Source organism: Micromonospora haikouensis (assembly GCF_000876225.1).
Taxonomy (GTDB): domain Bacteria; phylum Actinomycetota; class Actinomycetes; order Mycobacteriales; family Micromonosporaceae; genus Micromonospora; species Micromonospora haikouensis.
In genome coordinates this window covers 3108515-3134026 of record NZ_JXSX01000001.1, presented here as the reverse complement: position 1 = coordinate 3134026, position 25512 = coordinate 3108515, and the positions used below count along the sequence as shown (strand labels likewise).

18 protein-coding genes are annotated in these 25512 nt (G+C 75.1%); 6 read left to right on the top strand and 12 right to left on the bottom strand.

What is annotated here, in order from left to right; all coding sequences use genetic code 11:
* Window positions 1-4 precede the first annotated feature (4 nt).
* From TK50_RS32170 to eccD, 6 genes are all read right to left on the bottom strand, one after another.
* Complete coding sequence (locus TK50_RS32170; RefSeq protein ID WP_052503720.1) at window positions 5-2101, bottom strand: hypothetical protein; 2097 nt, start codon at window positions 2099-2101, stop codon at window positions 5-7.
* 4 nt (window positions 2102-2105) lie between these two features.
* Window positions 2106-2495, bottom strand: a complete 390-nt coding sequence (locus TK50_RS12995) for a hypothetical protein (protein WP_043962986.1) — start codon at window positions 2493-2495, stop codon at window positions 2106-2108.
* A 61-nt stretch (window positions 2496-2556) separates the two neighbouring features.
* Complete coding sequence (locus TK50_RS12990; RefSeq protein WP_043962985.1) at window positions 2557-2853, bottom strand: WXG100 family type VII secretion target; 297 nt, start codon at window positions 2851-2853, stop codon at window positions 2557-2559.
* A gap of 30 nt (window positions 2854-2883) precedes the next feature.
* Complete coding sequence (locus TK50_RS12985; RefSeq protein WP_043962984.1) at window positions 2884-3180, bottom strand: WXG100 family type VII secretion target; 297 nt, start codon at window positions 3178-3180, stop codon at window positions 2884-2886.
* Between the two features lie 67 nt (window positions 3181-3247).
* Window positions 3248-4642 carry a type VII secretion protein EccB gene (gene eccB, locus TK50_RS12980; protein ID WP_043962983.1) on the bottom strand — a complete coding sequence of 465 codons (1395 nt, stop codon included), beginning with the start codon at window positions 4640-4642 and terminating at the stop codon, window positions 3248-3250.
* 4 nt (window positions 4643-4646) lie between these two features.
* On the bottom strand, window positions 4647-6035 hold the full coding sequence (eccD, locus tag TK50_RS12975) for a type VII secretion integral membrane protein EccD (RefSeq protein ID WP_043962982.1): 1389 nt from the start codon (window positions 6033-6035) through the stop codon (window positions 4647-4649).
* 203 nt (window positions 6036-6238) lie between these two features.
* Between eccD and TK50_RS12970 the strand changes: the two genes are divergently transcribed.
* Entirely contained in the window at window positions 6239-10198 is a 3960-nt protein-coding gene (locus TK50_RS12970; RefSeq protein ID WP_043962980.1) for a type VII secretion protein EccC, read from the top strand.
* Window positions 10199-10285: 87 nt separating this feature from the next.
* Here TK50_RS12970 and TK50_RS12965 read toward each other — a convergent pair whose 3' ends face one another.
* Window positions 10286-11767: a S8 family serine peptidase gene (locus TK50_RS12965; protein ID WP_052503719.1), complete on the bottom strand. Its 1482-nt coding sequence runs from the start codon at window positions 11765-11767 to the stop codon at window positions 10286-10288.
* Window positions 11768-11977: 210 nt separating this feature from the next.
* On the opposite strand from TK50_RS12965, the gene TK50_RS32165 reads away from it, so the two are divergent.
* The 3 genes from TK50_RS32165 (at window position 11978) to TK50_RS12950 (ending at window position 16093) form a co-directional block, all read left to right on the top strand.
* Window positions 11978-13360: a hypothetical protein gene (locus TK50_RS32165; protein ID WP_158499167.1), complete on the top strand. Its 1383-nt coding sequence runs from the start codon at window positions 11978-11980 to the stop codon at window positions 13358-13360.
* Window positions 13361-13430: 70 nt separating this feature from the next.
* Window positions 13431-14891, top strand: coding sequence for a S8 family serine peptidase (locus TK50_RS12955; protein WP_052503717.1), 1461 nt, complete (start codon window positions 13431-13433; stop codon window positions 14889-14891).
* Window positions 14888-16093, top strand: a complete 1206-nt coding sequence (locus TK50_RS12950) for a S8 family serine peptidase (RefSeq protein WP_052503716.1) — start codon at window positions 14888-14890, stop codon at window positions 16091-16093. The genes TK50_RS12955 and TK50_RS12950 overlap by 4 nt, the downstream gene beginning before the upstream one ends.
* Before the next feature lie 82 nt (window positions 16094-16175).
* Here the strand turns inward: TK50_RS12950 and TK50_RS12945 are convergent, their stop codons facing one another.
* Window positions 16176-17666: an endo-1,4-beta-xylanase gene (locus TK50_RS12945; protein WP_043962979.1), complete on the bottom strand. Its 1491-nt coding sequence runs from the start codon at window positions 17664-17666 to the stop codon at window positions 16176-16178.
* Window positions 17667-18040: 374 nt separating this feature from the next.
* On the opposite strand from TK50_RS12945, the gene TK50_RS12940 reads away from it, so the two are divergent.
* Both TK50_RS12940 and TK50_RS12935 read left to right on the top strand, forming a co-directional pair.
* Entirely contained in the window at window positions 18041-18520 is a 480-nt protein-coding gene (locus tag TK50_RS12940; protein WP_043962978.1) for a GNAT family N-acetyltransferase, read from the top strand.
* A 101-nt stretch (window positions 18521-18621) separates the two neighbouring features.
* Entirely contained in the window at window positions 18622-19476 is an 855-nt protein-coding gene (locus TK50_RS12935) for an SMP-30/gluconolactonase/LRE family protein (protein ID WP_043962977.1), read from the top strand.
* 61 nt (window positions 19477-19537) lie between these two features.
* On the opposite strand, the gene TK50_RS12930 is transcribed toward TK50_RS12935, so the two are convergent.
* From TK50_RS12930 to TK50_RS12915, 4 genes are all read right to left on the bottom strand, one after another.
* Complete coding sequence (locus TK50_RS12930; protein ID WP_052503714.1) at window positions 19538-20485, bottom strand: SMP-30/gluconolactonase/LRE family protein; 948 nt, start codon at window positions 20483-20485, stop codon at window positions 19538-19540.
* Window positions 20486-20590: 105 nt separating this feature from the next.
* Window positions 20591-21463 (bottom strand): helix-turn-helix domain-containing protein, encoded by an 873-nt coding sequence (locus tag TK50_RS12925; RefSeq protein ID WP_043962975.1) that lies wholly within the window; start codon window positions 21461-21463, stop codon window positions 20591-20593.
* A gap of 196 nt (window positions 21464-21659) precedes the next feature.
* Window positions 21660-23186: a bifunctional 3-(3-hydroxy-phenyl)propionate/3-hydroxycinnamic acid hydroxylase MhpA gene (mhpA, locus tag TK50_RS12920; protein ID WP_043962974.1), complete on the bottom strand. Its 1527-nt coding sequence runs from the start codon at window positions 23184-23186 to the stop codon at window positions 21660-21662.
* A gap of 236 nt (window positions 23187-23422) precedes the next feature.
* Entirely contained in the window at window positions 23423-25411 is a 1989-nt protein-coding gene (locus tag TK50_RS12915) for an alpha-L-fucosidase (protein ID WP_199486015.1), read from the bottom strand.
* Window positions 25412-25512 lie beyond the last annotated feature (101 nt).

Genomic DNA, 25512 nt, shown 5'->3' with positions numbered 1-25512 from the left:
ACGGTCAGCCACGGCGACGTCCCGTCGCCCGGGTGGGACCGAGCGGCCCGCCGGTTCTGCGCGGCGCGGCCGGTGCCGTGGTGGCCGGCTCCTCGGACTGCTCGGCCCGGCCGATGACGGCCATCCCGCAGTCCGGGTCGGTGCCCCAGACGTCCTCGTCCTCCTCCAGCCAGGTCTTGCGCTCACGGTCCTTTTCCCCCTGTTGGCCGCCCGCGCCCATGCCGCCCATGCCGCCCATCGGCGGCATCATCGGGAACCCACCGGCGGCCGAGGTCGCGGAGTCCGCGCCGCGCGCCCCACTGCCGGCGGTCTCGAGGCCCGCCGGTTCGCCGAGCAACGCGGCCAGCTCGCTGCCGAGGGCCATCCCGCTGGTCGAGGACTCGCCCGGCGACCCGCCGCCCAGGTTGCCGACGTCGACGCCGTCCACGTCAGTCGGGAACTGCGCCGACGGGTTGGTCGTGTCGTCGCCGAGGCCGCCCGCCCCGCCGCCCTTGACACCGCCGAGACCGCCCGAGCCGCCCAGTCCCGGGGGCAGGCCGGGGACGACACCGCCGCCCAGGCCCCCACCGATCCCGCCACCGAGGCCGCCGCCGCCCGAGCCCGACCCGGTGCCGCCGCCGAGCAGGTCGTCCCAGTCGATGCCGCCGCCGACGCCGCCCAGCCCGCCGGTGCCGAGATCGCCGCCGCCACCGAGGCCCAGACCGCCCGATCCACTACCCCCGCCCAGCCCCAGACCGGAACCGCCACCCAGGCCCAGATCGCCGCCGCCCAGGCCGAGGCCCGAGCCGCCGCCCAGGCCGAGGTCCCCACCGCCGCCCAGACCGAGATCGCCGCCGCCACCGAGCCCGAGGTCACCGCCACCGCCCAGACCGAGATCGCCACCGCCACCCAGACCGAGGTCACCGCCGCCACCGAGGCCGAGATCGCCGCCGCCGTTCAGGTCGGGGCCACCGCCGCCGTTCAGGTCCGGCCCGCCGATGTCGGGGGTGCCCCCCGGCGGCGGGGTGGTGTCGGTGTTGCCGCGGGTCGGCGGCGGCGAGATGACGCTCACCAGGTGGGTGACGGCGCGCAGGCTGGTCGTCAGCCGCGCCAGCTCGGCGCGCATCGTGGCGTCCAGCTCACGCAACTGGCCGAGCCAGGCCCCCTTGACCAGGTTGTCGACCGCCTGCCAGCCGGCCTCCGTCATCAGGTTGAAGGTGCCGGTGTTCACCGTGCCGTTGCCGTACGCGTCCGGGAGGGTGATCGTGACCTGGGTGAAGTTGCCCGTCCTGACCTCGGCGATGATCTTCTTCAGGGAATCGATCAGCGTGGTCGGGTTGTAGCCGTTGAACCACTGGAACGTGTGGTCGCTGAACTCCCGGAACGAGCTGGCGATCTTGTTGCGGAAGGTGGTCATGTCGTCGACCACGTCGTCGACCTGGTCTGACCAGGCGCGGTCCGCGCTGTTCGCGTTCATGTCGACGGCGAGCCGGTGGACGTCCCGGCGCAGGTTCGCCAGCAGCCCGATGAACACCCCGGAGGCGCTGCCCTGGAACCCGGACGCGTCGTCGCCGACCCGGTCCAGGATGGCCTTCAGCTCCCGCTCGGTGCTGACCAGGTTCTTCTCCACGTCGTTCAGCATCAGTGCGGCGTCGGTGAAGCTCTTCCAGCTGAACACGGGGTTGGTCCCGCTGGTCAGCCGCTGCAACGCCCCCTCACTGGACTTGTAGAACGTCTCGAAGGCACCGCGTGGCGAGGGTGCCCCCTCGGTCTGCGACTCGCTGAAGACGATCTTCACCTGGATGTGCTGGCTCCGGATGGTGTAGTGCGGCTTTCCGTCCCGCAGCGAGCCGACCGTGCTGACCCGGAAGAGGAAGAACTCGTTGCCGTCGAGCGAGTCGGTCCGGTCGGTCCAGTCGCTGACGTCGGGCGGCTCCGAGGACTCGGTCACGGCGTCGGAATGGTCGACGAGGCGCAGCCACCGGACGTCCGGCCCGGCCACCAGCCTGCGGTCCAGCAGGGTGCCGCTGGTGCCGTCCGGGCCGTCCTTGCCCTCGCCCAGGACGTTCTGGAGCATCGATTCCCAGGTCCACTGGGACATGTCCTGGTACGGCGCGGTCACCGGGTCACGCCGTCGGGTTGGGGGTGCCGGTGGTGGGGGTACCGGTGCCGCCGGTGGTCGGGAGGTACTCCAGGAACCGCTCGGCGGTGATCGAGTTGAGCGACTCGACGTAGTCCGAGTTCGCGAGCAGCTCGGTCAGCCCGACCGCGAGGCTGTTCATCGTGGTCCGGTAGCCGGTCATCCGGGTCAGCAGCGTGTCGCCGGTCTTGTTGACCTGGTCGCGGATGGTCTTGCCCGGCTCGAAGTTGCTCGTGCCGGCCGAGACGGTCAGGTCGCGCAGCGTCTGCGACACGTACTGGCCCTGCCCGGAGGTGGCGGTGTCGACCGCGTCCCGCAGGCTGTTCAGCTTCGCGATGATCTGGTTGATGTACGGCTCGTCGATGACGATCGGCATCGGGTGCTCCTTTCCGCGAGGTGGGGGGCGGGCGGCCCCGTGCCGCCCGCCGCACCGAAGGTCAGACGTTGCCCTGGAACAGCGCGGCGCCCCGCGCGTCGCCCAGCCGGTAGTTGTCGTGGATCTGGTCGAGCCGGGACGACGCGGCGGCGAGCGCCTGGCGCATCTCGTTGATCCCGGTGTTCCACTTGGCCTGCGCCGCGGTGAACGCCTCCCGCGTGTCACCGGAGTTGGCGTTGACGTACGTCTGCACGACGGTGTTGAGCTCGTCGATCGCGTTCTGGATGCTGTTGGTGACGCCCTGCAGCTCGGCCGAGCTGTCCAGCAGCCCGTTGGGGTTGAGTCCGTACGACGGCATGGTCGCCCTCCCTGATGGGTCGGTCGGTGGTCAGGTCCAGCTCGCGGAGAGGGCGTTGTCCTGCTCCACCTGCGCGCTGGTCTGGTAGTGGCTGGTCATCGCGACGTTCAGGTCGAGCAGGCCCTGCTTCACCTTGCTCAGCCCCTCCAGCCACTGCTGGATGGAGTTGGTGAAGACGGTCTTCGCCTCCCCGCGCCACTGGGTGTCCAGGAAGCTGGCGGTGTTGTCGACGGCGCGCTGCGCCGCGTCGCACTGCGCGTCGGTCTGGTTCATCGCGGAGATGGTGCTGCGGATGGTCTGCTCGTCGACTTCATTGCCGAGTGGCATGTGCGTTCCTTTCCGGTTCGGGCGCTCGCGGCGGATCCGCGGCGCCGGCTCCCCTGCCGGGCCGGCCTCATCCGACGACCCCGCGCGGGTCGAGGGTGGGGCCGGTCGGCAGCAGGTCGATCAGGTCCGGCGAGACGACGGTCGCGTTCGCGGGCGGGTAGCCCAGCCGCTCCGCCACCGCGCCGCCGGCGAGGGGGTACTTCACCCCGGCGTCGGTCACCAGGTAGTAGCCGGTGCCGGGCTCCCCGCCGCGGCCGGCGACCAGCAGCCCGCCGAGCCCGGGGGCGACCGCCACCGCGTCGGCGGTGCGCGCGGTCCGGGTCACCCCGACCCCGCCCCGGACGGTCCCGGACGCCGTCACCGCCCGGGCCGCGACGACCCGGGGGCGGCCGTCGGCGCCGAACCGCAGGCACCAGGCGAGACCGGGGCCGCGGGACGCCGCCGTCGGCGCCACCTCCGGCAGCTCGTCGGCCAGCGGCGGCCGCGCCGCGACGGGCAGCCGGGCCAGCGCAGCCGGGCTGAGCGGGGTCGGGACCACCGCCCGGCCGTCGTAACCGGCGACGGTGGCGGGGTCGGCGGCCAGCAGCGCGTACGCCAGCGGGGTGAGCCGGACCAGCCCGTCGCGGCGCAGCAGGTAGTGGCGTTCCGAGCCCTCGGCGGTCCGGGCGGTGAAGAGCTGGCCGACGCGGGTCGGCTGCCCGTCCACCACCGGCCCGGCCTCGCCGCGCCCCGGCACGGCCACCGGCCCCAGGTCCGGCCCGGCCGGCAGCAGGTCCAGCCAGGCCGCCGGCACGGTGACCGCCGGCCCGTCGTGGCCGAGCACGGCCGGCAGCCACGGCGCGGTGAGGCGGAACCGGCGGCCGTTCCAGATCAGGTGGCCGGCGGCCGGGTCGCCAGCCGGCCGGGCCAGCAGCGCCCGGTCGGCCGGCAGCGCGGTCCCGTCCGCCGTCGCCGCGACGGCCAGGGTGAGCGCGGTCGTCTCGGTGCCGGCCAGGTCCGTGGCGGCGGGCGCGCAGGCGGTCCAGTGGGCACCGGCCAGCCCACCGGCCGGCAGCACGTCGGGGGCGCCCACGATGCCGACGGGCTGCCCGTGCGCCACCCCGCGCAGCGACTTCGCCGACACGGTGACGACGGCGAGGTCCTCGCCGAGCAGCAGCCGCGCCGAGGCGTAGTTGAGCACAGGACGCAGCCGGCCGTCCAGGAAGAGGTAACGCGACCCGGTCTCCTTCTCCACCACCAGCGCCCCGGCCCGCCGCCAGGCGGTGGCCCCGCCGGGGGCGAAGAAGCCGTACAGGGTGAAGCCCCCCGCGACCAGCGCGGCGACCAGGATCCCGGCGAGCAGGCCGACGGTGGTGCGCCGGTGCGGCGTCTCCAGACCGTCCGGATCGCCGGCCACCAGCGCGGCGCTGAGCCGGCCGAGCAGGTGGGACTGGGCCTGCACCTGGTCGCGTCGGGACTGCACGGCGTCAGCCCCCGATCGCCCGGAAGAAGCCGTACCCGCCGAGGACGGCGAGCAGGATCGGCAGCAGGGCCACGGCCGCCGCGGTCAACGTGAGGTCGCCGACCCGCCCCCAGTACGGCGTCACCCGCCGCTCGCTCAGGCTCCGCGCGGCCACCAGCAGGGCCGGCACGGCCACCGGCAGCGCACCGAGCGCCGCGATCCGGCCCACCGGCCCGAGGCCGGCCAGCGTGTCGACGGCCGCCGCGGTCAGCCCGAACAGCGCCGGTACGCCCTGCGCCAGCCGGTGCCAGGCGCTGGTCATCGGCCGGGCGTTCAGCGACCAGACGAGCGCGACCAGCACCACCAGGGTCAGCTCGGCCCAGCCCGCCCGGTGCGCCACCACCAGCAGCGCCACTGCGGTCGCGGCGGCCGCACCGGCGTACAGGGCGGTCATCAGCCGGTCGACGGCCCGTGCCCGGTCCATCAGCGGGCCGGCGGGCTCGGGGTCGATGTCCTCCTGGAGGTGCTCGGGCCGGGTCGGCAGCGGGGCCAGGCGCAGCCCGGCGAGGCGGAACGCGAGCAGCGGCACCGTCAGCACCAGGGCGGTCGCCGCCACCGCCACGACCGCGCCGGCCTGCGCCCCGGTGAGCCCGCCGGCGGTGGCGGCGGCCCCGCCGAGCACGCCCAGCAGCAGGGCGGTGGCCAGGGCGACGAAGACCGGGGTGGCCGCCCCGAGCAGGCCGGCGGCGAGCACGGCGACGGCCGCCGCGGTGGCGGTGCCGCCCAGCACCTGCGGCACGGCCAGCGGCCAGGCCGCGCCGGCGTCCCCGGGCAGCACGAGCCCGGCCGCCGCGGCGTAGCCGGTCGCGGCGACCGCGAGCAGCACCCCGAAGCCCCGCTCGCCGGCGGCCCGGACCAGGGCCGCCCCGCCGGCCAGCGCCAGCACCGCCACCGTCAGCGCCGCCGCCGACCGCAGCGGGACCGGGCCGGGCATGAGCAGGGCCAGCAGGCCGACCGCGAGCAGCGGACCGGCCACGGCCAGCGCCATCGGCCGGTTCAGCTCGGGGCGCCACCGGCCGGGCCGGTCCCGCACCCCGGTCGCCATCCCGTCGACGAGGTCGTCGAAGTCGACCTCGGGCAGCTGGTCGGCGCGCGGACGCAGGTAGACCAGGTCGCCGTCGTGCAGGTCGAGCGCGGCGACGCTGCTCTCCTCGTCGAGCGGGGCCGCGCCGGCCCGTTGCAGGACCCAGCCGCCGTGGCCGAGTCCGGTGTCGGCCAGCCCGTCGCCGAGGTGGTGCAGCAGCGCCGGCAGCAGGTCGGCGACGACGACCCCGGCCGGGACGGCGACCTCGATCTGCCGGCTGGGTCCACGCACGACCAGCCGGCACATCTGCTCGGTCACGGTGCCAGTCATGGCCCCTTCAACGGAGCCGTCGGCGGACGGTTCAACGGCGACCCGGTTTTTCTTTCCCGCCGGCTGCCGACCACGGCCCGCGCCGCCTCCGGACCGCTCCCGGGCGGACCGCCCGCGCCGGACCGACGAAAAGGAATCGACCCGAATGCGCCCCGGCTCCGTTGTGGGGTTCGGACCGAGGCCGGGTGTGGAGGGGGACGGGTATGGGGACGGTGCTGTTCCGGCGACCGGCGCGGCGCGGCGGGCCGGAGATGCCCACCGGCGAGTTGACCCTCCAGGAGCCGCCGGAGCTGAGTGAGCCGCAGCAGAACGGCGCCCGGCAGGCCATGATGGTGCTGCCGATGGCGCTCATGACCGGCGTGATGATGCTGATGTTCATGGGCCCGTCGCGCGGCCCGCTGACCTGGGTGATGGCCGGCATGATGGCGGTGGCCATGGGCGGGGTGATGATCGGCTCGATCATCGCCAGCAGCGGGGAACGCAAGCAGCGGCACGGCGGCGACCGCCGCGACTACCTGCGCTACCTCGCCCAGCACCGGCGGCGGGTGCGCCGGTTCGCGGTCGAGCAGCGCGCGTCCAGCCTCTGGCGGCACCCCGACCCGGCGTCGCTGTGGTCGCTGGCGATGACCACCCGGCGCTGGGAGCGCCGCCCCACCCACCCGGACTTCCTGGAGGTCCGCGTCGGCACCGGCGAGCAGCGGCTGGCGGTGCGGATCGCCCCGATGCAGACCAAGCCCGTCGAGGACCTCGAACCGGTGGCGGCCAAGGCGCTGCGCCGGTTCATCAGGGCGTACAGCACCCTGCCGGACCAGCCGGTGGCGCTGTTCCTGCCGGGCTTCGCCGAGATCCGGGTCACCGGCGAGCGGGCGCTGGCCCGGGCCCTGCTGCGGTCGCTGCTCGCCCAGCTCGGCACGCTGCACGCGCCCGAGGAGGTCCGGGTGGCGTTCTGCGTCGGGCCGGACGGGCTCGCGGCGTGGGAGTGGGCCAAGTGGCTGCCGCACGCCCAGCATCCCGCCGAGCAGGACGCCGCGGGCGGTCTGCGGCTCGCCGCCGACGGGATAGAGCGGCTCGAACGGCTCCTCGGCGCGGAGTTCACCGGCCGCCCCCGGTACGAGCCGGGGGCCACCGCCGACCGGGACGAGCCGTACGTGGTGGTCGTCCGCGACGGCGGCCGGGTGCCGGCCGGGCACCGGCTCACCGCCGGCGGCTACCGCAACGCCGTCTTCGTCGACCTGGACGACCCGCCGGTCGCCACCGGGAAGGGGATCCTCAACCTGGAGGTCACCGTCGACGCGCTGACCATGCTCGGCCGGGACCGGGTCGGCCAGGAGACCCGGCAGGTGCTCGCCGCCCCCGACCTGCTCGGCCCGGCGCGGGCCCGGACGGTCGCCCGGCTCCTGTCGCCCTACCGGCTGGCGGTCAGCACCGAGCTCGCCCCCGAGCCGATGAAGGCCGACTTCGACCTCGGCACGCTGCTGGGCATCCCCGACCTGGAACGGCTGGACCTGGCCGCGTTGCGCGGGCGGCGCGCCCCCGACGCGCGGCTGCGGGTGCCGATCGGGGTCGACGCCACGGGCGCCCCGGTGGAGCTGGACATCAAGGAGTCCGCGCTGGGCGGGATGGGGCCGCACGGCATGCTGATCGGCGCGACCGGGTCGGGCAAGAGCGAGCTGCTGCGCACCCTGGTCCTGGCGCTGGCCGTCACGCACTCCTCGGAGACGCTCAACCTCGTCCTGGTCGACTTCAAGGGCGGGGCCACGTTCCTCGGCCTGGACCGGTTGCCGCACACCTCCGCGGTGATCACCAACCTGGCCGACGAGGCGTCGCTGGTCGGCCGGATGCGCGACGCCCTGCACGGCGAGCTGGTGCGCCGCCAGGAGCTGCTGCGGGCGGCCGGCGGCTACAGCTCGGTGCTCGACTACGAGAAGGCCCGCGCCGGCGGTGCGCCGCTCGACCCGCTGCCCACCCTCTTCGTGGTCGTCGACGAGTTCTCCGAGCTGCTCGCCGCGCACCGCGACTTCATCGACCTGTTCGTCATGATCGGACGGCTCGGCCGGTCGCTCGCGGTGCACCTGCTGCTGGCCAGCCAGCGCGTCGACGACGGCCGGATCGGGCAGTTGGAGTCGCACCTGTCGTACCGGATCGGGTTGCGGACCTTCTCGGCGATGGAGTCGCGGTCGGTGATCGGGGTGCCCGACGCGTACGAGCTGCCGGCCGCGCCGGGCAACGGGTACCTGCGGATGGACGTCTCCACCCTGATCAGGTTCAAGGCCGCCTACGTCTCCGGGGAGTACCGCCCGCGCCGCAGCCGGGCCCGGCAGGAGGTGGTCCAGCGGCAGGTGGTGCCCTACGGGCTGGAGCTCGTGCCGGTCGAGACGCCGGCCCCACCGCGGGACGAGCCGGCCCCGCCGCAGGACGAGCCGGAGACGCCCGCCGCGCGGGCCGTCTTCTCGATCGTCACCGACCAGCTCGTCGACTCCGGGCCGCCGGCCCACCAGGTCTGGCTGCCGCCGCTGGCCGACTCCCCCACCCTCGACAGTCTCCTGCCGGCCCTCGCGCCCGACCCCGACCTCGGGCTGGTCGCCACGGACTGGCCCGGCAACGGCCGGCTGGTCGTCCCGCTCGGCTTCATCGACAAGCCCTACGAGCAGCTGCGCGACCTGCTCACCGTGGACCTGTCCGGGGTGGGCGGACACATCGGGGTCGCCGGCGGCACCCGCAGCGGCAAGAGCACCCTGATCCGGACGCTGATCTGCGCGCTCGCGCTGACCCACCGCCCCACCGACGTGCAGTTCTACTGCCTGGACTTCGGCGGCGGCACCCTGGGCACCGTCGCCGGGCTGCCCCACGTGGGCAGCGTCGCCGGCCGGCTCGACACCGACCGGGTCGGCCGGACCGTCACCGAGGTCACCGGCCTCATCACCCGGCGGGAGCGGCGCTTCGCCGAGCAGGGCATCGACAGCATCCAGACCTACCGGCGGCTGCGGGCCGAGGGCCGGATCGCCGACGACCCGTACGGCGACGTGTTCCTGGTGGTCGACGGCTGGTTCACGCTGCGGCAGGAGTTCGAGCCGCTGGAGGTCTCGCTGCGCGAGATCGCAGCCCGGGGCCTCAACTTCGGGGTGCACCTGATCGTCAGCGCGGCCCGCTGGTCGGAGGTGCACCACAGCATGCGCGACCAGCTCGGCATCAAACTGGAGCTGCGCCTCGGCGACGCCGTCGACTCCGCCATCGACCTGCGGTTGGCCGCTACCGTGCCGCGCGCCCCGGGCCATGGGCTCACGCCGGAGAAGCTGCACTTCCTGGGGGCGTTGCCGCGCATCGACGGCAACCCGGACCCGGCGAGCTCGGCCGAGGGTGCGCGGGAACTGGCCGCCACGGTCGCCGAGTTCTGGCCCGGGCCGGAGGCACCGCCCGTGCGGACCCTGCCGGCGGTGCTGCCCGCCGCCGACCTCCCGCCCGCCGAGGGGGACCTGTGGGTGCCGCTCGGCCTGGACGAGACCGACCTGCAGCCGTACTGGCACGACTTCGCGGAGCTGCCGCACCTGACGGGGCTCGGCGACAGCCAGAGCGGCAAGACCAACCTGCTGCGGCACCTGGCCCGGATGATCGTCGGCCGGTTCACCCCGGCCGAGGCGCGGATCCTCGTCGTCGACTACCGGCGGCAGCTGTTCGACACGATCCCGGACGACTACCGCCTCGGCTACTCGGTCTCGGCCGATGCCACCCGGGAGACCATCGCCGACGCGGTGGCCGGTCTCAAGGGACGCCTGCCGGGCAAGGACATCAGCCCCGAGCAGCTGCGCCGCCGCGACTGGTGGACCGGGCCCCGGCTGTTCGTGCTGGTCGACGACTTCGAGATGCTCGCCGGGCAGGACAACCCCCTGCAACCGCTGATCCCGTACGTGCCGCACGGCACCGACATCGGCCTGCACATGGTGGTGGTGCGGGGCACCGCGAACCTCATGCGGATGTCGATGGATCCGCTGCTGCGCCGGCTCCAGGAGGCCAACAGCCCGGACCTCGCCCTGTCCTGCCCACCGACGGAGGGGCCGCTGCTCGGCGGGGTGAAGGGTCGACACCTGCCGCCCGGCCGGGCCATGGTGCTGACCCGGCGCGGGCACCGGATGATCCAGACCGCGTACGTCGAGCCCGCGCCCTGACCACTGGGCGCGGCACCCGCGCGGCGCGCAACGGGGCCGGGGCGGCGCCGGTCAGGGACGGCGGGGTGCGGCCGGGTGCGGCGGCGGTCAGGGGCGGCGGCGCAGGCGCAGGCCGACGGCGAGGGCGGCGAGCGCGAGGATCGCCACCAGCGCGGCGATCGCGCCGGCCGGGCTCCGCCGCTCGACGGTGGCGGTGACGCCGGCCGGCTTGGCGTTCACCGCCGCCGCAGGGTTGATCATGCCCCAGCCGTACTCCCGGTCGCGCTGGCTGCGGGCACCCGCCGCCGCCCCGTCGGCCGTGGCCGTGACCCGGGCCGCCGCCTCGGCCGCGCCGAGCCGTGGCTCGCTGGAGCGCACCAGCGCCACCAGCCCGGCGACGAACGGGACGGCGTAGTCGGTGCCGCTGCCCTCCACCTCGCCCGAGCCGATCCCGAGGCTCACCACGTCCACGCCGGGCGCCACCACGTCGACCTCGCCCGGCCGGTACACCTCGGTCAGCCGGTCGTCGGGGCCCACCGCGCCGACCCGCAGCACCCCCTCGGGCAGGGCCGCGCCCTTCGCCGCCGTCGCCGCCGGGGCGGCCACCACCACGGTGGTTCCCCGGTCGACCGCCGCGCGCAGGGCCGCCACCACCCGCTTGTCGGTCGTGTCCACCGACGCGCCGACCATGGCGACCCCGGCCCGCTGTGCCGTCGCCACCCGCAGCGCGGTCACCAGGTCCGCCGAGTCCGCCACCCCGCCGCTCACCCCGATCTTCACCGGCACGATGGTGGCCTCCGGGGCGACGCCGACGAAGTCGGTGCCCCGCTGCGCGGCGGCGGCGACGATGCCGGCCATCGCGGTGCCGTGTCCCGTGCAGTCCCGGTCCCCCCGCGATCCCTCGCCGGTGCCGGCGGCGGCGTCCACACCGGGGCGCACCCGGCCGCCCAGCGCCGGCAGCGTGCCGTCCACACCGGAGTCGATGACCGCGACCGAGACCCCCGCCCCCTTGCCGCGCGTCCACGCGACCTCCGGGGTCAACCGCAGCTGCGCCCACGGCACCCCGGTGACCCGCCGCTTCGACGCCACCGTGCAGACCACGTCGCTGTTCGGCGCGGCGGTCGGGCGGGACCCCTTCGACGGCGTCGGGCTCGCCGGGGTGAACGCCGGCAGCGGACCGTAACCCACCTCGGCGCCGACGGCGTCCCACGGCAGCACCAGGATCCACCCCGGGCGCAGCACGCCGGGGTCGGTGACGGGGATGCCGTCCGGTTGGACCCGTCCCTTGTTCAGGGCGAAGATCTCCAGGTAGCGCTGGGCGTCGCCGAGGACCCGCAGCGCGATCTCCCAGAGGTGGTCGACCCGCCCCTGCTCGGCGCGGACCACCACGTACTTCACGAACCCGCCGGGTGCGACGTCGCGGCCCGGCGGGGCCGGCGCGCTCGGCGCGGCGCTGCCGGCGCTGGACGCGGGCGCGGGCGTGGCCGCCGCAGGCACCGCCACGACCACGGTCGAGGCGAGGATGCAGAGCCAGCACAGCAGGAGGCCGGGCAGGAGACGGGCCCGCCGGGCCCGCCGGCGCCTCGTCACCGGAAGCGGGCGGGACAGCGCTACCTCCCAGGCGATGATCGCGATCCCGCCCAGGCTACGGCGTCCACCCGGGACACCCGATGTCCCCCCGATTGCGATTCGGCAAACCGGCGGGCGGTTCGCGGCAGGCCGCGCTGAACGGATCGCCGGCCGCCGCCGTTGTAGGCCCGCAGGCCCACGACGGGCTCCGCTCGGCCCGGATGGAGGAAGGTGCGCGTGCTTTTCCCGACCGCTGCCGGCGGCAGCCGGCCACCGGAGGACTCAGCCAACCGGCGCGGTGCCGACGGGCGCCCCCTGCGGCGCGGTGCCCTCGTCGCGGCGGTGGCGCTCCTGGCCGCGCTCGTGCCGCCGCCCGCCCCGGCCGGGGCCGCGCCGTCTCCCGGCGCGGCGGCGAGCGGGAGGTACTACGTGGTGGGCCCACCGGTGGCCGGTCAGCGGGAGTACCTCTACCAGATCGCGGCGCGCACCCTCGGCAGCGGCGACCGGTACCGGGAGATCTTCGATCTGAACCGGGACCGGCCCCAGCCCGACGGCGGACGCCTGACCGACCCCGCCGAGCTGCGTCCCGGCTGGGTGTTGGAGCTGCCGGCCGACGCCCGGGGGCCGGGCGTGCGCACCGGCGCGGTCCCGACCGTCGCCGCCACGGCCACCCCGGCACGACCGGACCCGGCCCCGCCGCGCCGGCCCGGCCATCTCGCCGGTGGCGCCGGACTCGCCGTCGTCGCCCTGCTCCTCGCGGCCCTGCTCCTCGCCGCCCGGGCCCGCCGAGCCACCCGGGTACGCCGACGGGCCCGACGCCGCCGCGCCCTGCCCGCCCGCCCGCCCCGGCTCGCGCTCACCGCGGCCCCGGCGGCGGACGACGCCGACACGGCCGAGCCGCCCACGGCGGACGACGCCGACACGGCCGAGCCGCCGACGGCGGAGGTCACCGCCGTTGCCGAGCCGCCGGCGGCGCCCCGACCCACCACGACAGAACCCCCGCCCGACACGGACGGCGACCTGCGCACCGAGGTGATCTCGGCCGCCGGCACCCTGACGGTCCGGGTCAGCGGCGCGGCACCGGGCGCCGGACAGACCCGCTACGCCTGGTACGCCCCGGAGCGCCCCCGGCCGGCGATGCGACTCCCGGTGCGGCTGGGCGACCGGCAGGGCTGGTCGCTCTGGGTCGACCTGGCCGGCGTCCCGGACGTGTTCACCGTGACCGGCCCGCCCGGCACCGCCAGCCGGTATGCCCGGGAGCTGGCCGAGCAGGTGCACGCCGCCGGGCACAGGGTCACCGTCGTCGGTGACCTGTTTGGCGCCGACCTGCCCGACGGCTGCGTACGCCGGCCGGACTTCCCCACCGACGAGGCGGGCCTGCCCGAGGGCGTCGGGGTGGTGCTCACCGGCGGCCTGTCCGGCCCCGAACTGGCGTTCGCCCGCCAGGTCGCCGCCCTGACCGGGCACCGCCTGGTGCCGGTCGTCGTCGGCCGGGCGCTGCGGGCCCGTTGGTCGGTGACGCCCCGCGCCGCCGCCGGCGAGGTCGACGGCTCCCCCGGCCTGCCCGGCGGCGGGCCCGTCGGCGAACTTTCCGCCGCCGGCGGTGAACCGTGACCGGCGGCGGACCGTTGTCGGCCCGAGGCGCCCCGCCGGCCGGCGCCCGTCCGCGGTGAGGAGGCGGTGGATGATCCGGGTGCTGGTTTCCTGGGCAGGGTTCTCGTGGGCGCGCGCGCTGGGCTGTCTCGTGGCGGCCGGCGCGCTGGTCGTCGCCCCCGTCACCCCGGTCGCGGCGGCACCGCCCCCGGCGTACGTGAAGTACTACGCGGTGACCGCCGGGCCCCGGGGCACGGCGGACGACCTGACCGGCCTCGCCGCCCGGTTCCTGGCCGATCCCGACCGGGCCGACGAGATCTACCGGCTCAACGAGGGACGTCGGCAGCCGGACGGCCGGACCCTCACCGCCGTCGGGCAGCGGCTGGCCGCGGGCTGGGTCCTGGTGCTGCCCTGGGACGCCGTCGGCGACGGGGTCCGCTACGGCCTGCTGCCGGCGGTTGCCCCGAACGGCTCGCCGGCCCGGTCCACGGCGGGTGCCTCGACCTGCGTCGTCGCCGCCTCCGCCGGCACCGGGTCCGACTGGGCCGACGCGGCGCTCTCCCCCTCGCGGGCTTGGCCGCGCAGCAGGGGGGCCGGGACGCTGGTGGCGGTGGTGGACTCCGGTGTCGACGGCGGCCTGCCCGCCCTGGCCGGCCGGGTCGCCCCCGGTGCCGACCTCACCACCGGCAAGGCCCGCGCCGACACCGACTGCCTGGGCACGGGCACCGCGATGGCGAGCGTGATCGCGGCGGACACCGGCACCGGTCCGGGCCGGCCGGTGGTGGGCGTCGCCCCCGGGGCGCGCATCCTGCCGGTCCGGATCGTCTCCGCCACCGCCGACGCCGACCCGGCGCGGACCGCCCTCGGCATCGAGGTCGCCGTCTCGGCCGGCGCGCGCGTCATCGCCCTGGGCGGGTACGCGAAGCTCACCGATCCCGCCGTGGCGCGGGCCGTGCGCTCCGCCGTGGCGCACGACGTGGTGGTGGTCGCCCCCGCCGCCACCGCCGACGGCACCGCCGCGCAGGCGCAGGACGGGCTGCTCCGGGTCGGCGGGGTCGGCCCCGACCTGCGGCCCGTCGCGGCGTACCCGGCCGGCGGGGTCGACGTCACCGCGCCCGGCCTCGACGTGCCGGCGCTCGGCGTCGGTGCCACCGGGGCGCGCCCGCGCAGCGGCACCGAGTACGCCGTCGCCTACGTCGCCGGCACCGTCGCCCTGGTGCGCGCCGCGCTGCCCGAGTCGGATGCCGCCCAGGTGGCCAGCCGGATCAAGGCCACCGCCGACCCGGGGGGCCGGTCGAGCCCGAGCCCCGAGAACGGCTGGGGCATGATCGACCCGTCGGCGGCGGTCGGCCCGGACCCGGCCGGTCCGGCAGCGCCGGCCGCCGGCGGGGCCGCCGGCCCCCATCCGCTGGCGCTCGCCGGCCTCGGCCTCCTCCTCCTGGCCGCGGTGGGGCTGCTCGCCCGGCGGGCCCGCCGCTTCGCCCGGCAGGCCCCGGACCCCGCCGCGCCCGCCCGACCCGGGGCGACGCCGGAACCGGCGCCGCTGCCGTGAGCGCTCCGGCCCGCCGGGCCCGCGCCGGTGCCGTCGGCACGCTGATCGCCGTCGCCGTCCTCGCCGCCCCACCGGCGCGGGCCACCGGGGTCGACCAGCCGCCGCCGCTGCCCCAGGCGGCGGGCACCTGCGTCGGGCCGTCCCCGGTGACGGCGCGGGAGACCCCGTGGGCGCTGCGCCGCCTCGCCCCGCAGGCCAGCTGGCCGCTGACCCGGGGCGCGGGGGTGGTGGTCGCCGTCGTGGACACCGGCGTGAGCGCCGCCGCGCCCGCCCTGGCCGGCTCGGTGCGCGCGGGTGCCGACGTCACCGGCGGCCGGGCGGACAGCGACTGCGCCGGCCGGGGTACGGCGTTGGCCGGCATCGTCGCGGCCCGTCCGACGGGCGACGTCGGCCCCACCGGCCTCGCCCCGGACGCCGAGATCCTGCCGATCCGGGTCACCGACGCGAACCGTCGGATCAGCCCCGCCCGCCTCGCCGCCGGCATCCGGCTCGCCACCGCCGCCGGGGCGGACGTGATCCTCGTCGCCACCGGGGTCACCACCGACAGCGGCGAGCTGGCCCGCGCCGTGCAGGCCGCCGCCGAGCGGGACGCCCTGGTCGTCGCCGCCGTCAACGACCAGGGGCGGGGCGACGGCGCGGACCCCCCGGCCGGCTATCCCGCCGGGTATCCGACGGTCTTGGCGGTGAACGCGGTCGGCGTCGACGGGGTCCCCGGCCCGGTGGGGGCCGACGCCGGTGTCGACCTCGCCGCCCCGGGCGCCGGCCTCGGGATCGCCCCGCGCGGCTTTGGCCACTACACCGTCGGCGGGGCGGGGGTGGCGGCGGCCTACGTGGCCGGCGTGGCCGCCCTGGTCCGCTCGTACCATCCCGGCCTGTCCCAGGCCGAGGTCCGCGCCCGCCTCGAACGGACCGCGCTGCCCGTGCCCGGCGGTGGTCGCGAGGGCGCAAGCGGGGCCGGCGTCCTCGACGCGTACGCCGCCGTCGCCGCCCTCGCCCCCCGCCAGGCCGGCCCGCCGGTGCCGGTCGCCGCCGGCCCGGTCGCCGTGCCCGTCCACCCCGGCCCGTCCCGGGCGGTACGCGTGGCCGGCCTCACCCTCCTCGGCGCGCTCGTGGTGACCGTGCTCGTCGCCGCCGCCGCGCTCAGCCGGCGGGGCGCCCGTGGCCCACGCCCCGCCCAACGTCCACCGGCCGGCCCCGGGTGAGTTCCCGTGGCCGGCCGGTGGCCGGATCATCGTGTCGTCCGTCCCGGGTGGACGCGGTGTGTCCGCCCGGGACGGGTGGTGCTCAGGAGGCGGTGCACACCGGGGTCACGCCGGTGGCGCTCCCGGTGCCCTGGAAGCCGAACTCGGTGTACTGGCCGGCGTTCACCGCGCCGTTGTAGCTGACGTTGCTGAACTGCACGGTGCCGCTGGAGCCGCTGGCGGTGGCGCTCCACGCGTTGGTGACCGTGGTCCCGGCCGGCAGGGTGAGCGCGACGGTCCACCCCCTGATCGGCGAGGTGCCGGCGGTGACCCGCACGGTGGCGACGAAGCCCCCGGTCCAGGAGTTCAGCGAGACCGTGGCCGAGCAGCCGGTGGCCGGCGGCGGGGTGGTCGGCGGCGGCGTGGTGGGCGGGGGCGTGGTCGGCGGCGGGGTGGTCGGCGGCGGCGTCGTCGGCGGAGGCGTCGTGGGGGGCGGCGTGGTCGTCGGCGGGGTGCCGGTGCGGCCCTTGTTCAGCTCGTCGAGGACCGCGTGGTAGGCGGCCTTCTTCTGGTAGCTGCCGTTGCCGCCGGTGAACAGCAGGCCCCGCTCGGAGGAGCGCCACGACTCGCTGTCGGAGATGCCCCAGACGGTGATGCCGGTGCACTTGGAGACGTTCAGGCAGGCCCGCACGACCTTGCGGTAGTTCTCCGCCTGACCCGCGCCGATGTCGTTGTTGCTCAGGTCGTCGTCGATGTCCACCTCGGAGAGGTGCACCTCGACGCCGAGGTCGGCGAAGCGCTGGATGTTGGCCTGGAGGTCGTTGGTGATGATGCTGTTCGGGTTGTCGTTGAAGTGCGACTGGAACCCGACGCAGTCGATGTACTGCCGGTAGGTGCGGACGATGTCGTACAGGGCGTTGGCCTTGCGGTTCGGGCCACCACCCTGGACCGTCAGGCCCTCGACGTCGTAGTCGTTGATGCAAAGCTTGGTCGAGTACCCGCCGGCCTGCACGACCTGCTTGGCCCGGATGAACGAGTCCCGGATGACGTCGGTGTCGCCGGCGTCGAAGAAGTCACCGTCCCCGTTGGCGTCCCGGTTCATGGTGTGCGGCCACTGGTTGCGGCGCCGGCCGGTGTTGTTGTCCTCCAGGGCCTCGTTGACGACGTCCCAGTAGGCGATCTTGCTGCCCCAGCGGTTGATGGCGTTGCCGATGAAGGTGTTCAGCGTCGCCTGGCTGGCGCCCTGCAGCGCGCCGGCCTGCGAGTGCCACACCAGCGTGTGCCCCCGGACCAGCATGTTGTTGCTCTGGGCGTGGTTGACCAGGGTGTCCGCGCCGCCGGTGTTCTGCAGCCCGCCACTCGACGTGGCGATCCGGTCCGGCTTCATGTCGTTCTCGGGGGTCAGTTGGTTGAATTCCTGACCGACGATCGGGTAGAGCCGGTTGGGTGAGGCGGCGACGCCGAAGAACAGCCCCGCCTTGGCCGCCGCGGCCCGCAGCGTGGTCTCGGCTGCGGCGGCGGGGGCGGTGGACTGGACCGCCACCGCGCCGCTCACCAGCAACAACACCGCCGCCGGCAGGGCGGTTCTCGTCATTCTCTTCCGCCGTCTCAGGCTGCCGTTCACAGGCCCTCCTTGAGGCATGCCACCAATAATCGAAGTTCATGCATCCTTATCGGAGGGTCAGTATCGATACCGGGCAGCGACAGTGTCAACAACTTCCGGAAATGTTTCGGAAACCTCGCCGGACGCCCGGCGGGCCGCCGACAGCACGTCGGCGCAGGCAGGCGAGCGGGACCACCGGTGCCGCAGAGTCCGGCGGGAGGGCGCCGATCGCCCGCCGCCCCTCGGCCACGCGGCCGGTACCGAAACATTCGGAGCCCCGGCCCCCTGGCGCGCCACGGCCCGCCGCCCGGTCGCGCCGAGATAATGCGTTGCTCGCCGCCGCGGCGATCGGAAGGCTACGCCGGATGGGGACAGAGCCCGAGCACGAGCGCCCGGTCCGGCCGGCGACGGTGTCCGACGCCGACCTGGTGGCCGAGATGCTGGACGCCTTCAACCGCGAGTTCGACACCCCCACGCCGGGGCCACGGGTGCTCGCCGCCCGGCTGCGGCGGCTCCTCGCCGGTGAGCACTTCCTGGTCCTGCTCGGCGGCGAGCCGGCCGTCGGGGTGGCCGTGCTCTCCTTCCGGCCCAGCCTCTGGTACACCGGCCCGGTGGCCACCCTCGACGAGTTGTACGTGCGCCCCGAGACGCGCGGACGGCGGTACGGACACGCCCTGCTGGAGGCCGCCTGCCGGCTGGCCGGCGAACGCGGCGCCGGCTCGCTGGAGATCAACGTCGACGGCGAGGACGTCGACGCCCGCCGCTTCTACGAGGCGCACGGCTTCACCAACGTCGAGCCCGGGGCACCCGAGCCGATGTTCTACTACTATCGCGACCTGGACTGACCCGGGACGATCCCGACGCCGGCACGCCACCGCCGGCCCGGGCGGCCGGCCCCTGCCGCCGCTCGACGTGACCGGCGCACGGATCGACTGAGGAGTGTCAGATGGTCGACGTCGAGCAGGTCACCCCGCCCCTCGCCGGGCACGGGGAAGGGCCGGTGTGGTGCCCGGCCGACCGGCGGCTGCGGTGGGTCGACATGCTGGTCGGGGACATCCTGGCGCTGGACCCGGCCACCGGGGTCGTCGCCCGCCGGCACGTCGCCCCGGTGGTCGCGGCCCTGCGCCCGCGATCCGCCGGTGGGCTGGTCGTCGCCGTCGAGCGGGGCTTCGCGCTATTGGGGGACGACTCGGTGGAGCTGCTGCCCGAGGTCTGGTCGGACCCGTCGATCCGGATGAACGACGGGGCCTGCGATCCCCTCGGGCGCTTCTACTGCGGCTCGATGGCGTACGACGCGGCACCGGGGCGGGCCTCGTTGCACCGGCTCGACGCCGACGGCGCGGTCGAGACGGTGCTCACCGGGCTCACCGTCTCCAACGGGCTGGCCTGGACCCGGCAGGGCGACGCCGCCTGGTACGTCGACTCGGCCACCCAACGGTTGGACGTCTTCGCCTTCGACCTGGCGACCGGGGAACTGCGCGACCGGCGGCCGGCGGTGGATGTGCCGCCGGCGGTGGGCACCCCCGACGGGCTCTGCCTCGACAGCGAGGGCGGGGCCTGGGTGGCGCTGTGGGACGGGGGCGCCCTCCACCGGTACGCGCCGGACGGCCGCCTCACCGCCGTCGTGGAACTGCCGGTCCGGCGTCCCACGGCGTGCGCGTTCGGCGGTCCCGACCACGCGGACCTCTACGTCACGTCGTCCCGCCTGGGCCTGCCGGCCGACGACCGCTCCCCGGCGGGCGCGCTGTTCCGGTTCCGCCCCGAGGTGCCGGGCTTCCCGGCCCATCCCTTCGCCGGCTGAGCACCCGCGATGCCGCCCTCGAAGGCGTTCTCGTCGACGCCCGCCCGCCGGGAAGGGTTGTTCAGCGGCGCGGCAGGGTGGCGACGATCAGGTTCGGGTCGGCGGCGGTCAGGTAGGCGGCGCTGGTGACGTACGCGGTGTTCGCGCGCACGGCGACCGCGGTCGGGTTCTGCAGGCCGTCGGCGGCGGTCAGCAGGGTCGTCGACCGGCCGGCGGCGTCGACCCGGACCACCCGGTTGGCTCCGACGAGGGCGGCGATCACGTCGCTCCCGGCGAAGGCGAAGTCGTCGATGCTGCTCAGGCCGCTCGCCCGCACCTCGACCGGCCCGGGCTCGCCGTGGCGTACCGGGATCCTCAGCAAGGTGCCCCGGTCGTGGTTGCCGGCCCAGACCGCGCCGTCGCGGGCCTTGATCCCGTTGACGCCGAGGAACCCCGTCGCGGCCAGCTCCGGCGCCGACGACCACACGACGGCACGCCCGCCCGGCTTCACGGCCGAGATGGTGCCGAGCACCGAGTCGGTGACGTAGAACGTCCCGGTGCGCTCGTCGAGGGCCAAGCCGTTGGGCAGGCCGGCAGCGGGCAGCGCGGCGACACGGCACGGGACGCCGCCACGCGGCAGCCGGTACAGGCCCGTCGTCGCCGCGTCGCCGCTGGCGTACAGGAAGTAGATCGTGCCGTCCGGCTGCCGCACGATGCCCGTGGTCAGGGCGAAACCGAGGGCGGGCGTGTGGATACCGCCGTCGGCGGGGGCTGCCAGCGTGGCCAGGACCCGGACGGTGCCGTCCCGGTCGATCGAGGCGACCTGACGGGCAGCGGCGAACGTGACGTACGCGGTGCCGTCCGGCGCGAGGGCGATGTTCTCCGGCAGCTGCCCCTGCGCGAGGTCGAAGTGCCGGAAGATCCGGGCGGAGGCGGGCGGCCCGGCGAGGGCGGCCGGTCCGGTGCCGGTGGTCAGTAGCGTCGCGGCGGCGAGTCCCGCGGCCACGGCGGCGAAGTTCCTTCTGCGCATCTCTGTCCTGTCTTCGTTCGGCCGCGGACCCGGTTTCGGGCACGCGGGATCGCCGCGCCGCGCACGGCGCGTACTTCTGGGGCGGGTTCTTCTCGGAGCCGGTGGTCAGCTCGCGGCGGTCACCCGGGCGGTGGCGGTGCTGTGCGTGAGCAGCGTCATGGCCGCGTGCGACGGCGAGCCGACCTCGGTGGTGGCCAGCACGACCTGTTGGCCACGCTCGGTACGCAGGCTCTGCTGGGTGACGCTGATGGCGCCCACCAGCGGATGCCGCATCTCGTACACCGGCTCGGCACCGGATTTCACCCGGTGGTCGGCCCACAGGGCGGCAAAGTGGGGGCTGCCCAGCGACAGGTGCCCGATCAGCGTCGCCAGCGCCGCGTCGTCGGGATGTTCGCCGGCGGCCAGCCGCAGCGTGCCCACCACGGCGCGGGCCTTCGCCGGCCAGTCCGCGTACAGCTCGCGGACGTGCGGGTCGAGGAAGACCAGGAGGGGCATGTTGGGACGGTTCTCCGGGCGCTGCGGGGCGGCGAAGTCGACGTGACCGGCGAACAGCGCGTTCCCGGTGCGGTTCCAGGCAAGGACGTCGCCGCGCCGTCCCAGGACCATCGCGGGCACCTCGCCCAGCGCCGCCATGAGCTGGCGCACCGCCGCGCTGACCGTCTCCGGCGCCGACCGCCGTCCGGTGGCCCGGCGGCGGACAGCGCCGCTGGCCAGGACGTGCAGATGCCGCCGCTCGGCGTCGTCGAGGCGCAACGCCGTGGCGATCGCGTCCAGGACCTCCGCCGACGCGTTAGACGACTGCCCCTGCTCCAGCCGCGCGTAGTAGGACGGGCTGACCCCGGCGAGCAGGGCCAGTTCCTCCCGGCGCAGACCGCTCACCCGGCGCCGGCCGCCGTAGGTGGCCAGGTCGACGTCCTCCGGCCGCAACTGTGAGCGGCGGGCCTGGAGGAACTCCCCGAGCTGTCGTTTCGCGTCCACGACAGGAAGTATTCGGCAGGCCGCAGGCGTCAGCCACACCTTGCCAGGGTGAGGCACCCGGGCTGGCCGCCCCTCGACACCGGCACCGGCACCGAAGACACCGCCGGTGCCTCCGGTGCCGGTGCGCAGGACGCTCCGTGTCCGCCCGCCGGCGCACCGAGGCGTCAGGGCCCGGGGCGTCGTCCACGCGGCGGTCTCACCTTCGCCTCCCGGCCGCTGCTGCCGGGGCCGCGGGCAGGGCCCGGCGGAGGCCGGCCAGCCTCCTGCCGGCGGCCAGGACGACGCCGTCGGGGCGGACGACGGCCGCCCGTGCGCGGCCACCGGCCAGCCACCGGTCCAGTTCGCTGCCCGGTGGAGCGTCGACGACGACCGCTCCCCGGCGGGTCAGCTCGGCCCGGTGCTCCGCCGACGGCTCGACGGAGGTGACGACCGCGAACCGGCCCGCCGCCACATCGTCGAAGCGGAGGTCGCCGTCGAGGACGGCGTTCGGGCACAGGCCACCCACGACGCCACGGCCCAGCCGGGGCCGCAGCACCAGGGCGGACCGCCGCAGCGCGGGCGTCGCACTGTCCGTGGCGAGACGCTGGAGGCCGGGCACGAGGTGCAGGCACGGCGCCACCACCCGGCGGACGGCGTCCCCCCACCTGCCGCCGGCCGTCATGGCGGTGCCGATCAGCGTCGCCAGCCTGATCATGGCGACGGCGTGCCGGCGGCGTTCGATCTCGTAGGTGTCGAGGACGCTGTCGGGCAGGCTCGCGTCGAGCACGCCCGCGAGTTTCCAGGCGAGGTTCATGGCGTCACGCAGCCCGGCGCCCAGGCCCTGGCCGACGAACGGCGGGGTGAGGTGGGCGGCGTCGCCGAGCAGGAAGATCCGCCGGTCCCGCCACCGGTCGGCGACCTGGGCGCGGAAGGTGTACTCGGCCGCCCGGACGACCTCCAGCTCCGCGAGGGGAACGTTCCCCGTCCACGGGGCGACCAGCGGACGCAGCCGGGCCGGGTCGCGGAATTCGTCGGCGGTCTCGCCGGGGGCCAGCAGGAACTCCCAACGGTGGCGGGTCCGGCCGACCCGCAGGTACGTCCCGGCGCGGACCGGGTCGCAGAGCTGGTGCACGCCCTCCCAGTGGCCGAGGTCGACCTCGGTGACCACGTCGACGACGAGCCAGCGTTGGGTGAACCCGAGGTCGTGCATGCCCGCGCCGATCGCGGCTCGGGTCGACCCGTTGGCGCCGTCGCAGCCCAGGACGTAGCCCGCGCGGACGACGCCCGGCGCGCCCGTGACCGTGTCGGTGACACTCACCCGTACGCCGTCCGCATCCTGGTTCAGCGCGGTGACCTCGGTGTTGCCGCGCAGCGTGGCGCTGCCGTGCCGGCCGAGGTTGCGGCGGAGGATCGCCTCCAGGTCCGGCTGGTCGAACAGGCTCCCCTGCGGGTAGCCGTGCCGGCCCGGCGTCACGTCGCGGGGAAACTCGGCCAGCACCCGCATGCTCCGGTCCACCAGCCGCAGGCCCCGGTGCGGCCTGGAGATGGCCGCGAACTCCTCCCGCAGCCCCAGCCGGGCGAGGATGCGGTGCACCTCGTCGTCGAGGGCGACCGCGCGGGGCAGCGGATAGACCTCCGCCCACCGGTCGAGGACCAGGCACTCCACGCCGTACTGGGCGAGCAGCGTCGCGGCGGTGAGCCCGGTGGGACCCGCGCCGACGACGACGACGGGAACCACGGTCACCGCACTCCTGGTAGCGCGGGTAGGGCACCCGCCACGCACACCAGCACCGCCACAGTCGACCGCGTGTCCCTCGTCATGCCTGCGTCCCCGCTCCCGCCCTGCCGTGGCGGCGGCCACCGGCAGCAGATCCCAGTAAAACAGGATCGAATGTATGGGCGCCGACGCGGAGCCGCTGACGAAGAGGCATGGCGACGCCTGCGGCCGCTGGCCCCGCGGGCAGCGGCCGCAGGCGGGAGTCAGACGGCGGTGATGCTCCACTGGTTGTTGGTGCTGCCGTTCGGGGCCCACATGGCGACCGTGGAACCCGAGGTCGTACTACCCAGACCGTCCAGCGCCGTGCCGGTGCCCCGGTTGACGATCTGGTAGCGGCCGTTGCCCACACTGTTCAGCCGCCACTGCTGGTTGTTCCCACCGTTCCACGGCGCCTGCAGCGCGCTGGCCCCGTTCGCGGTGTTGCCCCAGCTGTCCACGACCATGCCGTTGGCCCGGTTCACGATCCGGTAGTAGCCGCCGCCGACGTCGACCAACTGCCACTGCAGGTTGGTGCTGCTGACGTCGCTCCACTGCTTCACCACCGCACCCGAGGCGACGCTTCCACCGCTGTCCAGCACCAGGCCGGTCGCCCCGTTGGCGATCTTCACGTACCCGGTGGGGGTGGGGCCGGAGCCGAGCGTCGGAATCTGGCCCGAGAAGGTCAGCTTCACCACGTACGCCAGGGCGCTGAACGGCGCCGTGGCCGACGGCATGGTCAGGTGCAGCCCGGAGCCGTCCTGGGTGCGGTTGGTCAGGTCGATGTACGTGCCGGCCGTCGTACCGAGCAGCCGCGCCGACGTCAGGGTGCTCAGGTTGATCCGGTTCGAGCCCAGCGTGGTGATGTTCAGGGTGGCGCCCGGCCAGCCGAGCACGGTGGCGTACAGGACGGTGTTGTCCTTGGTGCGGGTGAAGCGGATGTCCTGCCCGTTGCCCTCGCGGGGGGTCTGGAAGGAACCGCCGCCCATCTGGGTGGGACCCTCGCCGTGCACCGACCAGGCGCGGGTGGAGTAGACCGCCTCCCCGAACCGCCGCAGGTGGTCGCCGAAGCCCTGCAGGATCGTGCGCTGGCCGGAGGGGATGGTGCCGTCGGCCATCGGCGCGATGTTGAGCACCATCGTGCCGTTCTTGCTGATCCGGTCGATGAGTGCGTGCAGCAGCGACTTGGTGGAGTAGTAGCCGATGCCCTGGGTGTAGCACCAGCTCGAACTGGAGACGCTGTCGTCGGTCAGCCAGTACGGGGTCTGGATGACCGCCGGGCCGCCGCGCTCGAAGTCGTAGACCTCGCCACGGTTGTTGAACCCGTCCTTGTACGTGGCGACGACGTCCTTGTTCCACGAGACGGCCTTGTTGTAGTAGTACGACAGGAAGTTCAGCCGGTACGACTCCGGGATCTTGGACAGGTCGAAGTCCTGGTAGATGATGTCCGGCTGGTAGCCGTCGATGACCTCGCGCAGCTTGTCGTACCAGAGCTGGTACTCCGGGGTGGAGCCGAGCTGGCCGTAGAGCTTCTTCAGGCTGGCGTCGGACTGGGCCGGAGCCCACTGGAAGTAGCCGGTGAAGTTGAACGCGTGGTGCAGCGACGCCCACAGCTTGAGTCCCTTGCCCCGGATCGCGTCCGCCTGCAACCGCAGCAGGTCGAGGCGGGGTCCCTTGGCGACGGAGTTCCACTCGTTGACCTGGCTGTTCCACATGGAGAAGCCGTCGTGGTGCTCGGCCACCGGCCCGGCGAACTTCGCCCCGGCATCGACGAAGAGTTGCGCCCACTCGTTGGGGTCCCAGTTGCCGCCGGCCGACTTGAGCTTCGGCGCGAACTGCACCCAGTTGCCGGCCTTGTCGTTGGCCCCGTTGATGAAGTTGTGGTACGGCCACACCGACGGGTCGCCGTAGACGCTCTTGTGGTGGTTGTTCTCGCCGGAGCCGTTGTTGTACATGTTGCGCGGGTACCACTCGTTGGCGAACGCCGGGACGCTGTACACGCCCCAGTGGTAGTAGATGCCGAACTTGGCGTCCTGGAACCACTCGGGGGCCGGCGGGTGCTGGTCGACCGACGCCCAGGTGGGGGTGTAGCTCTGCGGCCCCTCGGTAGCCAGGGCGAACCCCATCCGGGACAGGCCGGTGGCCGTGGCGATGCCGGTGAGCCCGACGGCGGTGAGCAGCCGTCGGCGGCTGAGGTGCGGGGAGGTCGGATCCATGGAGGACATCCCTTCTGGTGGTCGGAGCCGAAGCTCTGCGGTGGGGACGGTGGAACCGGCGGCCGGCTGGGGCCGCTGCTGCTCGTTGCCCGCGCACGTCA